The sequence below is a fragment of the Sphingorhabdus sp. YGSMI21 genome, from assembly GCF_002776575.1.
Classification (GTDB): Bacteria; Pseudomonadota; Alphaproteobacteria; order Sphingomonadales; family Sphingomonadaceae; genus Parasphingorhabdus.
Window position 1 is genome coordinate 3,825,124 of record NZ_CP022548.1, and the last position, 15,246, is coordinate 3,840,369.

Genomic DNA, 15,246 nt, shown 5'->3' on the forward strand with positions numbered 1-15,246 from the left:
GCTCAGACAGTGATCTGCTGCTTAACCAAGGATCCGATCGATTTCAGGTCCTGCGAAACCAGTTCCAACTGATCGCCAATTTCAGCATTTAGGAGTTTTCGACCCTGGATATAGTTCTTTGTCGAATTCACGCAGTCGAGCGTGATGACGCTGCCCACTCGCTGGTAAATGACTGAGAAGCCTCGATCTGCATACCGACTTCGCGCGACAGCCACACGGTGACCCGCAGCAAGATGGCCTGCGCCAACCACCAAGGCATCAAGTTGTATCGTCACATGTGTCCTTAAACGCGCCAGTCGCCTAGTTTTTCGATAAATCCAGCGCAATATCCACGATCATGTCTTCCTGACCGCCGACCATCTTTCGGCGGCCCACTTCGGCAAGGATCGTGCGTGTATCTACACCATAATCATTGGCCGCCTTCTCGGCGTGACGAAGGAAGGAGCTGTAGACCCCGGCATAACCCAGCGTCAGTGTTTCGCGGTCGACCCGCACCGGGCGGTCCTGCAAAGGGCGAACCAGTTCTTCGGCGGCATCCATCAATGCATAGAGATCGCAGCCGTGGTTCCATCCCATCCGGTCAGCGGCGGCAATAAAGACTTCAAGCGGGGCGTTACCCGCGCCCGCGCCCATGCCCGCTAGACTTGCATCAACCCTTATTGCACCATTTTGTACCGCGACAATGCTGTTGGCGACACCCAGGCTGAGATTGTGGTGGGCGTGAACGCCCCGCTGGGTTTCGGGTTTCAGAACCCGGTCATAGGCCTGACACCGTGCTGCATATTCATCCATATTTAGCGCGCCGCCGCTGTCGGTGACATAGACGCAATGGGCGCCATAACTTTCCATCAGCAGTGCCTGCTGGGCGAGTGCATCCGGGCTGGTCATATGGCTCATCATTAGAAACCCGGACACGTCCATACCAAGGTTACGAGCAGCCTCGATATGTTGCTTCGACACATCCGCCTCGGTACAATGCGTTGCAATGCGCACGGAACGGACACCCAGTTCATAGGCGTGCTTCAGGTCGTGAACGGTGCCAATACCGGGCAACAACAGGGTTGTCAGAACAGAGTGTTCCAGCACGTCGGCAACAGCGCCAATCCAGTCCCAATCGGTATGTGCGCCAAAGCCATAGTTGAAGCTTGATCCCTGTAATCCATCGCCGTGGGCCACTTCGATGGCATCCACTTTCGCACGGTCGAGCGCCTTTGCGATCGCTTGCACATGGTCGAGATCATATTGGTGGCGGATGGCGTGCATCCCGTCGCGCAGAGTTACGTCCTGGATGTAGAGATTGGTCTTGGTCGGGTCGAAGTTCATGCCGCAATCCTTTCTGCGATCTTCTCAGCGGTTTTCATGGCAGCCGAGGTCATAATGTCGAGATTGCCGGCATAGGCGGGCAGGTAATGCGCTGCTCCTTCGACTTCGAGAAACACACTGACCTTCAAGCCGGTGAAGTCGCCGTCCATCTCGGGTATATGCAGGGGCCGGTTGGAACCTATATGTTCAAATTGCACCGCCTGTTTCAGCCGATATCCCGGCACATAGGTCTGCACTTCTGCAACCATGTCCTCCACACTCTGGCGGATGGCTTCCTGATCCGCTTCTTCGCACAGACAATAAACAGTATCGCGCATGATCAGCGGCGGTTCGGCGGGGTTGAGAATGATGATCGCCTTGCCGCGCGTTGCGCCGCCGACATCCATAATCGCTTGACTGGTAGTCTCGGTGAATTCGTCGATGTTGGCACGGGTGCCGGGGCCGGCGCTCTTCGATGCAATGGACGCGACAATCTCGCCATAATGTACCTTGGCAACCCGGTTCACCGCTGCGACAATCGGGATCGTAGCCTGTCCGCCGCAAGTGACCATATTGACGTTGGGCGCATCAAGCGCGGTCTGGCCGTTGACGGGCGGAATTACATAAGGACCGATGGCCGCAGGGGTGAGGTCCACAACCCGTTTCCCATGGGCCTGCAACACTTCGTTATGGTGCTTGTGGGCACCAGCCGATGTGGCGTCGAACACGATCTTGATGTCGGAAAATTCGGGCATGGCCACGAGGCCGTCTATCCCTTCCGCCGTGATCGGTACACCCATGCGTGCAGCCCGCTTGAGGCCGTCGCTTTCCGGGTCAATGCCCACGAATGCGCCCATTTCTAACACTTTTGAAAGCCGCATGATCTTTATCATAAGGTCTGACCCGATGTTGCCGGGTCCGACGATGGCTACTTTGGTCTTCGTCATTATATTCAAACCTTCTCATATGTGAAGCTGGCTTCACCGATCCCGCCGACAATCGCGCGGACATGATCACCTGGAGTTAGTGCGACCATCGGGCCAAGCGCCCCGGCCAGAAGAATGTCACCGGTCCTTAAAGGTTCGCCTCTGGCAGCCAGCGTCCTTGCCAGCCAGGCGGCGGCATTGAGCGGGTTGCCTAGCGCCGCCGCGCCAACCCCGGTTGAAGCGATCGCGCCGTTTATTTCCATCACCATCCCGGCAGAATAGACATCGAGGCCCGGCAGCATCTTGCCGTCATCCGACAGCACAAAGAAGGCTGATGAGCCATTGTCTGCGACAGTATCGGCGAAGGTGATTTTCCAGTCGGCGATGCGGCTATCGACAATTTCGATCGCGGCATGGACTGTCGCAACAGCAGCGGCAACCTGCTCCGATGTTGTTTCGGGATCAGGCAAATCTGCACCCAGGACGAAGGCGATTTCTGCCTCGGCCTTGGGCTGGATCGCGCGGGCAGGATCGAGCCTGCCACCATCGGCCACCGCCATATCATCGAACAGCACCCCAAAATCCGGTTGCTCGACACCAAGTTGCGCTTGAACTGCCATGGCCGTGAGGCCGGCCTTGCGGCCTACGATGCGGCGCCCCTGAGCCTCCCAGAACCTAGTGTTGATGGTTTGCACATCATATGCCCCATCGGCATTGACGGGGTCGAGTCCATCGCGCAGCGGCGGGATTACTCCGCCAGTATAGGCATCACGCAGCCGGCGAGCCAAATCATCATGTGTAGAAGCAGCCATTTCAAGCAATCCTCATTTTTGGGCAATCTATATCTTAGATAGTTTCGATAGGACCATTGCGCGCTTGTCACTAGATGCCATTATCGCTATTATCTCATATCGTGAGAGATGGGACACCTCGAATTAAATCGGTCACGCGCGCCTTGGCGATGCTCGACACGGTTATCGCCGATGGCGGATGCAGTGGTGTCGCAGCGCTGGCGCGAAAGGTTGGAATGCCACTGGCAACCGCCCATCGGCAGGTTACCACGCTGGTTTCCGAAGGCTATCTTACCCCCTCTGGCAAGGGGCGACACCAGGCTGGCTCTCGGTTGCTTGGATTGCTCCACCGCTTGAATGAGAAGCAGGTGGTTGCCAATGTAGCGGCATCGGCGCTGCATGAACTGGCAACGCGAGTACGAAGCGTAGTTCAATTAGGTACGCTGGAAAACGATATGGTGACTTATCGCATCAAATCAGGTCGTGGCGCGGGGGATCTGTTCACGCGCGTCGGCATGCAGATGGAGGCCTATTGTTCGGGAATTGGCAAGGCATTGCTCGCACATTTGCCCGATACGGAGCGCGATGCATATCTTGCTGCTGGTCCATTCGTGGCGTTGACCGATCGAACCATCACCGATCCTGCAATTCTGCGTCAGGAGATGGAAGGCATCCGGGAACAGGGATACGCGCTCGACGACGGTGAGATAGCAGACGGTCTGCGCTGTTTGGCTGTTCCGATCCACAAGGGAGACGGCAGCGTACTCGCAGCAATTTCAGTTTCGCAGTCTGACCGTTCCAGGACGCGGATCGCCGACGCCGAACTGCTGGTGATGCTCCGCGCTTGCGCTCGCCGCATCGAAATGGAGACGTTCGGCAAATAGGCGTATCCTTTAGGTCGTATCAGCAATGGGTGCATCACGGAATCGATTAACCATCATTGGACTGCCGCAGTCACAACTGCCTCAGCGAACAACAAGCCACATGCAAATGCAATAGGGGCTATCACGTTCTGTCAGCGATCATCATTATTCACTTGAGTGGATCGCCCGCAGAAATTCTCCGATGATTGCATTTGTCGCAACGGGTTTTTCCTGCTGGATCCAGTGTCCGGCACCAGCCACGATTTTGCTGCCGAGCCAGTTCGGAATATGCTGAGGTGCTTGCTCAATCGCTTCGGCTCCCCAATGAGTGCAGACATCATATTCGCCACCAATGAACATTGCCGGACTTTGGACCGGCTTGCCAACGTAAGCTTCCAGATCATGCCAGTTCTGTTCCATGTTATGGTAATAGCTAAGCGGCCCGGCAAAGCCACTACGCTGCAACGCGTCCACGAATACCGTAAGATCTACTTCAGTAAACCATTCCGGCATAGTTTTGGGTAGGACGAATTGGCTGCGCATCTCTGTGCCTGGAGGCAAACACATCGGACTTGCACGTATGAACTCGACTGGATCGATACCATCAGGCGCGTAACCAGCTGCCGCTAGCGCCTCTCCTGAAACGGACCAGGTAATACCTTTGAGCCAGCCAGTAATGTCAGATTCGATCTCGTCGAAAATGGTCGACATCGCACCAAAATGTACCTGGTAAAATATCTTGTCGGGCCCGGATATTACCCGATCAATCTGGCTCGGAGGAAATTCGCCGAACGGATTTCCGGGTAAGGCAATCTGTCCCCGGCCCGAGAAGGGAAGTGCTATACCCACGACCCCGTCCACTACATTAGGATGGAGCCAAGCCGCCGTCCAGGCAACCGCCGCGCCCCAATCGTGACCGATGAGGGTTGCCGATGTCTCACCCAATACTTCAATCAATCCCACAAGGTCGTCAACCATGCAGCGGAGACGGTATTGATCGGTTTGTCCGAATTTCGACGAGGATCCATATCCTCGCTGGTCTATAGCGACCACCCGAAACCCCTGCTTGGCGATCGTCGGCAATTGATGGCGCCACGAATACCATAATTCCGGAAAGCCATGGACCAGGATTACCAACGGCCCTTCGCCCATCTCAACGTAGTGCAGGCGAACGCCGTGCACATCTGCAAATTTGTGATACGATGCGAAGTCTTCCAAATTCGTCACAAGCTTTCCAATCGGTTTAAGGGTACAATGGTGCCGGTTCGCTTGAGTCGGCTTCAGCAAGAAAATTGCCGACCAACAGAGCAAAACGATCAGCATGTTCGATCTGGGTCCAGTGCCCGCATTCTCCGAACACATGTAGTTGCGCTCGTCGGATCAGGCTTTCCATCCGATAGGCATCCTCGACACGTACGACGCGATCCTCGCGGCCGTGCACGATCAGTGTCTGATGAGGGAGATTGCAAAGATCCTCATCCGTGCATGCCAGCGAGTCAAACCAGCGCTGGCGGGGAGCAGGAAACATCTGACTATAGGATTCCTGAAAGCCAGGTCTAATACTCGCTTCATAGCGGATTTGGGCAAGCTCATCAGTTACCAGTTCACGGCTAAACGCGAAAATATCGAGCATGCTTCGCATGTTTTCAAGCGAGGGTGTATAGCCCCACACATCATCAAGACCAGGTGTTATCGGACCCTTGATGCCGCCGCTCCCCATCAGCACAAGGCGGCGGATCCGTTCAGGGTGCTGTATCGCCGCAGCGAGCGAAATTGCCCCGCCAAATGAATTGCCCACGAGATCGACCTTGTCCAGATCAAGAGCATCGAGAAAGCCCAATAGGTGTTCGACCCATGCATCGACATTGTATTGAAAATTCTCGGGCCGTTCGGTGAACCCAAAGCCCACCATGTCCAGCGCGATCGCCCGTGTTTGCGTCGTAATCTTCGGGAGAATCAATCGCCAGTTTGCCCAAGCGGAAACACCCGGCCCCGAACCGTGAATGAACACCACGGGGAAACCTTCGCCATCATCATGGTAATTGGTCTGAATTCCAGCCGCCATGATCGATTGTGATATTTCAGGATTGTCACTAACCTTGCTTATGACGTTCGCCATGAACGTTACTCCTTTGAATTGTACGGTGTGTTCAGCCTATGCGGATTGGTTCATTCCGGAGGAATAAACTTATGCCCCCACATGCTGATGCTGTCATAGCGAACAACCGACCAGGTGCGATCTACATCACGCGGAGCGTAGCCAACTTCGACCGCGAAACCCGAAGGCGTAACTCCGTAGAACGAGCACATGTGATCGTTGGTGTGCCGCCCGAACGTAATCATGATTCTCGAATCACGTTCCATGCGATCATTTGCACGACCGACATCGTCAAGTGAGCCAACTTCAAGCATGAAGTGATGCAGTAGCTTGGGGGGCAGGGCCGGCACCGGAAGCAGGGCCAAGGTATGATGACGCCGGTTACAGTTGAAGAAATGTAGCTTGTGCTTGCCGCCCGGTCCAAGATCCCAATCGATGATGTCGGACAATTCCATGCCTAGGCCTTCGACGTAGAACTTCATAGATTGTTCGAGATAAGGCGTCGCCAGAACAAAGTGACCTAAACCTTGATCGCCGGTCATGAATGAGGACACGCCTACAGGCGACACGAAGGGCAATTCGTACAGTTCAGTACCACCGTAATAGATTTCGATCCGAACACCAGATGGATCGATGGTCGAGACCAATCCGATCACACCACGATCTGCTTTCAGATCGTCAGACTCGTCCATCACGTCGCAGCCCATTTGCCGCAGGCGTTCTGCAGTTTCGCTGAAAGCTGCTGCATCGGCGACTTCAAAACCGGCGTAGCCAATATCGTCTTGTTCGCCTTGGTGCACAGCAAGACGCCACGCGCGTGAGTCAATCCGGTAACGGTCTGAGTCCTTGCCTTTTGCCGCAGACATCATTCCAAGCGTGTTGTTCGCAAAGCTGTTCCATGCATCAGGATCTGAGGCCTTGAAGCCAAGATATCCTAGTCGAGCTACACTCATACGATTTCTCCCTGAATTCCAAGTTTCTCCGGCAGGTCGTGACCGCCAGCCGATTTGAAAATGCCGCGGACGCCTAGCCCTCCATCAAAATTCAGAGCTGCTCCGGTAGCTGGCGCACAGTCCGAACGGGTCGCGAAAAACACATACGCACCAGCATATTCTGTTGCATCGGCCATTTGTCCGAGCGGCAAGACATCTTTGAGAATGTCGGCAAGCGGCACGCTCGTTATACTGGTAGTATCGAGATTGAGTGCTTTGGGCCCGCGTAGATCGCTGCTGCCAATACCGCCAGGCGCAACCGTATTGACCCGGACATGTGGTGCCAGTTCGAAACCAAGTTGCAGCACGAGGCCAAGCACTGCGTGCTTTGTTGCAGTATAAAGCGGGCCACCGCCGTCGGGATAGAAGGATGCGTTCGAGGCCGTGAAGATAATTGCCCCTCTGCTCTTCACGAGCTCGTATAAACATGCCTTCGCCGCAAGCAGGTACCCCTTGACGTTCACCTGAAACATTTCGTCAAAGGCTTCGTCAATATGATCTTCGGGAAGGTCAACAAGGGACGTACCGTAGTCCCAAATGCCCGCATTCGGGATCAGACAATCGATCTTACCAAAATGATCAACGCAAGCCTTCGCAATAGCTTTGTTATCTGCATAGGAGCGGACATCACCCACCATGCCAACAAACGCATCACCATATTGAGCCTCTAGTTCTGCCAATCGTTCGGCAGACTTGTCCAACACGGCTACTTTGGCCCCTTCCTGAATGAACCGATCAACGATGGCTCGCCCGAGCCCAGCAGCACCACCAGTGACCAGCGCAACTTCACCTTGTAGTCTCATTGAATTACCTCTCTACTTTTCTTATGGATATCTCGAAGGCGAATCTTGGGGTCTACCAACTCATCGGTAAGTAGCGCCGATTGTTCATCGACCATTCGTTTGGCGACCCCGAAATCGGCTGGTGAATCGACAGCAATGACCGCCTCGACGTTCCCTTTTAGGATACGGAAAACGAGGGCACACCCTTCATCGAGTTGCCCTCGGTAATGGATCGCACCAGGGCCGACTATGTCACCAGCCATTTGCAGTCTGTGCCCAGCAATTTCGGTCCATGAATATGGCACTTGCGCTGCTGATATGGACTCACCAAGCATGGCTGCCGCAGCGATTTGCGCCTGGGCTTGGCTATTCAGATAGGTTTCCAGACTACGTTGGCCACCGCCCCTGACTGGCCAACTCGCGGCGTCACCAGCTGCGAATACCATCCCGTTTTCGGTGGCGCCGCTCGCATCAACCAAAATTCCACCTGAGCAATCCAGTCCGGCTTGCTGCGCAAGTTCGGCATTCGGTTCGGCACCGATTGCGACAAGTACTAGCCCGGCTGGAAGTCTCTGGCCCGATACAAGCCGTACCCCTTCTACACCCGATGTTCCTTCGATAGCTGCGATCTCGCCGCGTAAAACCACTCTAACGCCAAGTTGCTCCAGGCGAGTTTGCATCCAGGCGCCAACCTCACTGCCCAACACCCTGAGCAAAAGTCCCGGGGCAGATTCGACCACAGTGACATTACAGTCCAGTTTGGCCAGAGAGGTTGCGACCTCACACCCGATCAACCCCCCACCAATGATCACGACTTCACTGCCAGATACGACAGAAGATCTTATGGAAAAACTGTCCTGATCGCTGCGCAGGGCGCAGACACCCGGCAAGTTAATTCCCGGCAATGCGGGCAACCTGGGACGGGATCCTGTGCACAAGAGTACCTTACCCATCCGGATGGTCTTACCACTCGAAAGGCTCAGCTCTCCAGAGTGAATATCCAGCTTCGTTGCTCGCTGAGAGCTAAGGAATTCGATCCGGTTGGCTGCGATCCAGTCAGGTTCAAACAAGTGGGGCGGCGCATCAACTTGCCCGCTTAACACAGTCTTAGAAAGGCTGGGCCGGTCATAGTTTGCATCGGATTCGTCGCTGACCAGGATCAGTTCGCCATCATATCCCGATTGGCGCAATGCCAGCGCGGCGCTACCTCCCGCAAGCGCGCCACCAACGATGCAGACCGGGTAGATCATTCTGCCAGGTGCCCTGCATCGATATCGACATATATATCGCCTTCGCGCACCTCAAGCGGGAAAATCTTGATGGGCTCGCAGGCTGGCCGAGCCTTGACTTTGCCCGTGCGCACACAGAACTTGCCCCAATGGAGAGTGCATTCGATCACATCGCCATCGAGATAGCCATCCGAGAGCGACCACTCACCATGCGTGCACTGGTCTTGCGTGGCATAGAATTTACCATCAACATTGTAGATCGCAATGGCAGCATCGCCCTCGCCAACTTTCAATACCTCACCTTGCTCAATTTCATCCGTGGCCGAAACCTTAACAAAACTCATTTGATCGATCCTAAAAGAAAATACTGAGATTATTTGAAAGAATAGTACTTTGATCGATGTAAATTGTTCTATTCCTTATTTTATAATGAACATCTTCATTTACGGGAATTAGCTCGTCTTGCCGATAACCAGCAAAAATATCGACTTGCCGCTCAAGGCGATTGCGATAAAGAATAAATGAAGAAGAAACGTTCAAAATCCCTAAATCTGATACTGAATTTAGAACAACATTACCGATAATGTGGCGAGTTCGGGATGCAGGGTTTTCCGACCAGCCTACATCAGCTTGCAGTTTGCGAATTCGCCCTCGCAACATGTCGTAGGTATCGTCAAAATGTGCATATTCATCATCTCGTGTGTATTCGAGCGCACCTTCACGTTGAATTCTGTTCGTTCTTATTGGCATGAAATAACGAATGTCTTCATGCAGTAATTCAAACCAAGAAGAATGATCGCGATCATCAAGCAGAGTGGCTTCTCTGTAGTAGTATTGTTCAATTTCATGCTGAAGGATCAAATCCTTGATTCCAATTTCCTTTTTGTGTGTCATGTAAAAATCCTAGATTCCAAATTGAACAAATTGTCGGGCCGATTCAGATTTTTACGATTGATCTGGCGCCATCCGCTTGAGAACTTCCTTCGGTGCCAAGGTCCTCCAGTCCGCTTCGGTCATCATACGGCGCCATTGCGCATACATCCCACGGGCGGCCTCTTCGTTGTAGACATACCCTACGCGCCCCGGATATTTGTCGTTTTCGTCGAATTTTCCGCCCATTCCCATCTGGGCATTGAGCGGTCGGCTCTTCGCTTTGTGGCCGCGCAGGACGGACTGAATCTCGCACCAGTTTTCGCCATCGTCCTGCTCAAACACGCCCCCTGCGGAGAAGGTCCTCAGCGTCTGTCGTCGAAATTCTTCCTTGATATCGTCCGGCGCATCGGCATCGACAATCGTCCACGCCCAGACTTCGGTTTCATTGGGGCCGCGTGGCTGCCACGTGCGGATGGTATTGATGCCTGGCAGGAACGAGCACGTCGGGAATACTGTCATGTGCTGTGCCATTAGCTCCTGCGCACGTTCTGCGCTTCCAAGACGCTCGGCGGCTTTCCTTGAATGAGCGCTGTTGGTCCAATATTCGGTCACTATGGGCCCCATGATCGCCAATAACATGCCAGGTTCCCCAACATAGAAGCCTGTCCCGTGTCCGCCCCATTCCGCACGAAATTGATGACCAATTGTTGGAATTTTGGCGTCGGAGAGTTCCATTTCAGGCGGCAACCCCGCGAGAACCCCGGACAGGTGCGAAACCGTGCCAGCGTGATACATGTCGCTGCAGAACTGCTCAGCGGCGAATTTCCAATTGCATGGAATGATCCACTTCTGGATGCCCCCGATCGCTACCGTTCCGGCCTCGGTGCGATCAAGCATATGATCCATATAGAAGGTGGCATCGCTCAGATATTCCTTGAGCGTCGGAGCTTCCGGATCCCAATTGGCGAAGATCAGACCCTTGTAGGTCTCGACGCGAGCCTGAAGAGGGCTCCATTCTTCCTTGTCGAGGCCATTGATAAAGGCTTCCTGTTCATAAGGAACATTGACCAACTTGCCGCCGATATCGTAGGCCCAGCCGTGATAGGTGCAGGTAAAGGCCTTTGCATTGCCACCATCCACACGGCAGATGCGCATGCCGCGATGCCGGCACTGATTAAGGAAGACCTTGATCGACTTGTCCTTCTGACGGACCACCACCACCGGGTCCTCGCCGATATAGGACGTCATGTAGTCGCCTGCCTTGGGCAGGTGACTTTCATGGCCCAGAAGAATCCATGAGCGCGCAAAAATCCGTTCTTGCTCAAGCTCGTAGATATTTTCATCGGTATAAATCCGAGGGTCGATCAGGCCGCTATCATTGTCTACGAGCGATAAAAGACCTTCAGTAGTCCATGACGAATGAATGAAATCTTTTTTTCTTTCCGATGACATTTTTGTCTCCCAAATTTCTAATAGTTACGATCTATTGTGAATATCCGTGTATTCGCTATTGTTAAATTTCCTAAAAGAAACTTCTATATCCGATGTAGGAAGTATTTGACTTACCTTGGCAAATGAGACAGCTGAACTAATATGGTCAACTAAAGCATCAACAGCATCCTGAGACTTTCGCGATAGTGCTAGATCAAATATTTTTTTATGTTCGGCATGTACTAATTGTCCTGGGTTCTGCCGTGAAGTATATGTCAGGCGACGATATCTTTCGGATTGCCGGTATAGGATATCTCGAAAACGCAATGTCCACATAGAGTCGCAAGCAGAAACTAGAGCTTCGTGAAATTCACGGTTCCGCATCTCCCAATGGCCAAAAGTATCCTCTCCCGCCTCATCTAGACGTTGCTCAGCCAAGGTTAATTGATGAAAGGCTTGCACTACACGCCCTTCCCAATCGTCACCCCCGTTGGCAATACTTGCCTGAAAGGCGGAAACTTCGAGCAGCAGCCGTGTATTCACCAAGTCCTGAAAATCCTCGATTGACATCGGAGCAACGGAAAAACCGCGTTGCGCATTGGCGACAACCAAGCCGTCCGATACAAGGAGAGACAATGCCTCGCGGATCGTCCCCGTGCTGACACCATAGCGCGCGCTAAGTGGTTCCAACTTTATCTTTGATCCAGGAGGAAACGTCCCGTGCACAATATCTTCGCCGAGATCACGGTATGCACGCTCGATCAAGCTCTTGGGTTTGCCACCCGAAAGCTCCTTACTCTGCCGCAGTGCAACTGTTTTATCGGTCATGCTCACCAGTCATCTCCTAATATCATCGAGTCGTTGAATTTGTTCCCTTTCCAATTTTTATCGATATTTTGAAATTTGTCAAAAATTCTAACCCTTATCATGACTGCGACTCTGGCAAGCCGTAGCGGGCTAAAACTGCAACGATCTCTTGAAGGACAGATGAGTCTTCTATCGTTGGCGGAATTGTCCAAGCTTCCCCATTCGCAATTTTCCGGATCGTTGCGCGCAAAATCTTTCCGGATCTGGTCTTTGGCAGTTGCTTTACCTCGAGAATTGCCCTTGGCGTTGCGATTGGGCCAATCCTATTACGCACTGCGGACACAGCATTTGCGCAGATATCTTTTGACCTGGCCGATGAACCATCCGTAACGACGCAGAAACCCAGCGGCACTTCGCCTTTGATCGCGTCTGTAACGCCGATCACAGCGCATTCCGCGACTTCGCGCACGGTAGACATGGCTTCTTCGATCGTACCAGTAGAAAGCCTGTGCCCAGCAACATTGATAATGTCGTCGGTCCGGCTCATGATATAGACATAACCTTCCTCATCTACATATCCGGCATCGCCGGTCATGTAGTGCCCCGGAAATTCAGAAAGATAGGTTTTGCGAAAGACGGGGTGGTCGTTCCACAAGGTCTGCAATGCACCAGGCGGCAAGGGTAATTTGACCGCTATCGAACCGGTATGGCCGACAGGAACAGACGCTCCTTCAGGATCAAGGATGCGGATATCATACCCCGGCATGGGTACCGCGGCCGAGCCATATTTGACAGGAAGAGCGCCTAACCCAATAGGATTTGCAGTCATTGGCCAACCGGTCTCGGTCTGCCACCAATTGTCCATGACTGGAATTCCAAGAGCATGTTCCGCCCATTGGATTACGCTAGGATCACCCCGCTCGCCGCCGATGTAGACAGCCCGCAGCGACGAAAGGTCGTAATCCCCTGGCAATCGACCTTCCGGATCCTCCTTGCGGATGGCTCGCAGCGCTGTAGGGGCCGTAAATAGCAAGTTGACGTTATGCTGAGAAACCACTCGCCAAAATGTTCCGGCGTCAGGAGTGAAAACCGGCTTTCCTTCAAAAACCACTGTTGCACAGCCAGCCAACAACGGGCCATACACAATATAAGAGTGCCCAACGACCCACCCCAAGTCAGATGCTGCCCAATAGACATCACCTGCGGCCATGTCGAAGATATGCTTCATCGACCAGACCAAGGCAACCTGATACCCGCCTTGCTGCCGGACAACCCCCTTGGGCTTTCCTGTCGTTCCTGAAGTATAGAGAATGTAAAGCGGGTCTATACTTGCTACTTCCACGCAGGCTGGTCTGTCACTGCGCGACAATGCTTGCGCCCATTCCGTGTCCCAGTCACGGTCTCGATCGTTATCCAGTTCGCAAACGAGTTGTGGGCGTTGGAGAATTATTGTTGCCCGGGGCTTGTGAAGACTGTTAGCTATCGCCTCGTCGATCAGCGGCTTGTAGGCAATGACGCGATTTGGCTCTAGCCCGCAGGATGCTGAGACAATGACTTTCGGCTCGGCATCTTCAATTCGAATGGAAAGTTCATGCGCGGCGAACCCGCCAAATACAACGGAATGGACTGCCCCCAAGCGAGCACATGCCAGCATGGCGATGACCGCTTCGGCAATCATGGGCATATAGATAATGACACGATCACCCTTCACCACGTCATGGCTGCGCAACACCGACGAAAACACTTCGACCGCATCCAGGAGATCAGAAAAGGTATAAGTGCGGCTTATGCCCAGAATAGCACTGTCGTAGATTAGCGCAGTGTCATCGCCGCGACCCGCCAGTACATGCCGGTCAACCGCGTTCCAGCAAGCATTGCAGGTTCCATCGGAAAACCAAAGGGCCAGACCTTCTTCGTCGATTTCGTTTTTCGTAGGCTGCTTGATCCAATCGATTGACTCCGCAGCCTTGGCCCAGAAGCCATCGGCATCCGTCTTCCAGGCCTCGTAAGTTGCGGGGTAGTTTGACATAAATTTCCTAGCCGATTCAAATATTAAGTGCGACGTTGCCGACAGCATGGCCGGTCTCGACAAGTTCATGCGCCTGAACGATGGATTCCAGTGGAAACACGCTCGCGATATTGTGAATGATTCCGTCCGTCGAAATCAACTCGTTGACTCCTTCCGAAATCTCTCGACGTCTCGCCTTGGTCAAATGATAGAGAATAAAGAAATCGAACCCGATATTCTTCAGGATGGATTTTGAGAACGGCACCTTGAACTCACGTTCGGAACTGCCGTAAGCGACTACGCGGCCTTCTTTTGCCAGCGCAGCAACATCAAGATCGACGTTAGTAGAAAGGTCCACTTCTACGATAAGATCGACTCCATGTCCTTCGGTCGCGCCCTGGATCACGCGCAGCGTATCGTCTTGCTGATAATTAATGGCTACATCCGCGCCTGCGGACAAAGCCAGTTCAGCTTTTTCAGGGCTACTGACCGTGGTCAGTATTCGAGCAGCCCCAAGCCTCCGAGCGAACTGGATTGCGTAATGTCCGACGCAGCCCGCGCCGCCAGCAATCAATACGTTCTTCCCGTGAAGGTCTCCGTTTAAGGTGAGTGCGTGCAAAGCAGTCGATGCGGGGATACCCAGGCAGGCACCTACCTCGAATGGTATGCGGTCAGGCAAGGCTGCTATAAAATCTTCAGGCACGACAACGAATTCAGCCGCAGTGCCAGTAGTGCGACCCCATGCAGCGTTATATATCCACACACGCTGGCCGATTCGATCAGGGTTAACACCTTTGCCAACAGCCTCGATTACTCCTGCACCGTCACTGTGTGGTGTACGGGGGAATGGCCAAGCAGAAGGTATATGCCCGCCTCTGACCTTGACGTCCGATGGGTTTACCCCTGAAGCTTTCAGCCTGACGAGAACCTCGCCCGCATTTGGGGCTGGCATTGGCATATCCACCAAGGACAGCACCTCTGATGCTTCACCGATTTTTCCGTATTGGACAGATCTCATCGTCGAATCCATTCACATTATATCTAGGTGTTTCCTGGCGGTTCCTCGACCAATCACCCAGGGCAGGGCAGATCGGTCGGTCGCCTCCCCACAAATCGAAATCACGAAATGCGGGGAGGGCTTACC

General features: G+C 53.5%; 16 protein-coding genes. 1 reads left to right on the top strand and 15 read right to left on the bottom strand.

Translation table 11 applies throughout. From position 1 onward, the window contains the following. Positions 1-2 precede the first annotated feature (2 nt). Genes CHN51_RS18340 through CHN51_RS18355 form a run of 4 tightly spaced genes read right to left on the bottom strand, consistent with a single transcriptional unit; the run spans position 3 to position 3,040 of the window. Complete coding sequence (locus CHN51_RS18340; RefSeq protein ID WP_240616803.1) at positions 3-275, bottom strand: oxidoreductase C-terminal domain-containing protein; 273 nt, start codon at positions 273-275, stop codon at positions 3-5. Between the two features lie 25 nt (positions 276-300). Continuing rightward, positions 301-1,323, bottom strand: a complete 1,023-nt coding sequence (gene dmpG / locus CHN51_RS18345; RefSeq protein WP_100095307.1) for a 4-hydroxy-2-oxovalerate aldolase — start codon at positions 1,321-1,323, stop codon at positions 301-303. Continuing rightward, positions 1,320-2,252 carry an acetaldehyde dehydrogenase (acetylating) gene (locus CHN51_RS18350; RefSeq protein ID WP_276308620.1) on the bottom strand — a complete coding sequence of 311 codons (933 nt, stop codon included), beginning with the start codon at positions 2,250-2,252 and terminating at the stop codon, positions 1,320-1,322. Before CHN51_RS18350 ends, dmpG begins: the two co-directional genes overlap by 4 nt. A 2-nt stretch (positions 2,253-2,254) precedes the next feature. Further along, positions 2,255-3,040, bottom strand: coding sequence for a fumarylacetoacetate hydrolase family protein (locus CHN51_RS18355; protein WP_100095309.1), 786 nt, complete (start codon positions 3,038-3,040; stop codon positions 2,255-2,257). A gap of 74 nt (positions 3,041-3,114) precedes the next feature. On the opposite strand from CHN51_RS18355, the gene CHN51_RS18360 reads away from it, so the two are divergent. After that, entirely contained in the window at positions 3,115-3,903 is a 789-nt protein-coding gene (locus CHN51_RS18360) for an IclR family transcriptional regulator (protein ID WP_276308610.1), read from the top strand. 144 nt (positions 3,904-4,047) lie between these two features. Here CHN51_RS18360 and CHN51_RS18365 read toward each other — a convergent pair whose 3' ends face one another. The 11 genes from CHN51_RS18365 to CHN51_RS18415 all read right to left on the bottom strand — a co-directional run bounded on the left by CHN51_RS18365 (position 4,048) and on the right by CHN51_RS18415 (position 15,120). After that, positions 4,048-5,109: an alpha/beta hydrolase gene (locus CHN51_RS18365; RefSeq protein ID WP_206169914.1), complete on the bottom strand. Its 1,062-nt coding sequence runs from the start codon at positions 5,107-5,109 to the stop codon at positions 4,048-4,050. Between the two features lie 16 nt (positions 5,110-5,125). Beyond that, the gene (locus CHN51_RS18370; RefSeq protein ID WP_206169915.1) at positions 5,126-6,001 is read right to left on the bottom strand and encodes an alpha/beta hydrolase; all 876 of its coding nucleotides are present in this window, start codon (positions 5,999-6,001) and stop codon (positions 5,126-5,128) included. Between the two features lie 50 nt (positions 6,002-6,051). Beyond that, entirely contained in the window at positions 6,052-6,933 is an 882-nt protein-coding gene (locus CHN51_RS18375; protein WP_100095312.1) for a VOC family protein, read from the bottom strand. Continuing rightward, positions 6,930-7,775, bottom strand: a complete 846-nt coding sequence (gene hcaB, locus CHN51_RS18380) for a 3-(cis-5,6-dihydroxycyclohexa-1,3-dien-1-yl)propanoate dehydrogenase (RefSeq protein ID WP_100095313.1) — start codon at positions 7,773-7,775, stop codon at positions 6,930-6,932. Before hcaB ends, CHN51_RS18375 begins: the two co-directional genes overlap by 4 nt. Continuing rightward, entirely contained in the window at positions 7,772-9,004 is a 1,233-nt protein-coding gene (locus CHN51_RS18385) for an FAD-dependent oxidoreductase (protein WP_100095314.1), read from the bottom strand. Before CHN51_RS18385 ends, hcaB begins: the two co-directional genes overlap by 4 nt. Beyond that, on the bottom strand, positions 9,001-9,327 hold the full coding sequence (locus CHN51_RS18390; protein ID WP_100095315.1) for a non-heme iron oxygenase ferredoxin subunit: 327 nt from the start codon (positions 9,325-9,327) through the stop codon (positions 9,001-9,003). The genes CHN51_RS18385 and CHN51_RS18390 overlap by 4 nt, the downstream gene beginning before the upstream one ends. Before the next feature lie 10 nt (positions 9,328-9,337). After that, positions 9,338-9,877: an aromatic-ring-hydroxylating dioxygenase subunit beta gene (locus tag CHN51_RS18395; protein WP_100095316.1), complete on the bottom strand. Its 540-nt coding sequence runs from the start codon at positions 9,875-9,877 to the stop codon at positions 9,338-9,340. Positions 9,878-9,928: 51 nt separating this feature from the next. Beyond that, positions 9,929-11,308 carry an aromatic ring-hydroxylating dioxygenase subunit alpha gene (locus CHN51_RS18400; protein WP_100095317.1) on the bottom strand — a complete coding sequence of 460 codons (1,380 nt, stop codon included), beginning with the start codon at positions 11,306-11,308 and terminating at the stop codon, positions 9,929-9,931. A 24-nt stretch (positions 11,309-11,332) separates the two neighbouring features. Beyond that, positions 11,333-12,115, bottom strand: a complete 783-nt coding sequence (locus CHN51_RS18405) for a GntR family transcriptional regulator (protein ID WP_100095318.1) — start codon at positions 12,113-12,115, stop codon at positions 11,333-11,335. A gap of 97 nt (positions 12,116-12,212) precedes the next feature. Continuing rightward, positions 12,213-14,123 (bottom strand): AMP-binding protein, encoded by a 1,911-nt coding sequence (locus tag CHN51_RS18410; protein ID WP_100095319.1) that lies wholly within the window; start codon positions 14,121-14,123, stop codon positions 12,213-12,215. 16 nt (positions 14,124-14,139) lie between these two features. Then, entirely contained in the window at positions 14,140-15,120 is a 981-nt protein-coding gene (locus CHN51_RS18415) for an NADPH:quinone reductase (protein ID WP_100095755.1), read from the bottom strand. Between the last annotated feature and the right edge of the window lie 126 nt (positions 15,121-15,246).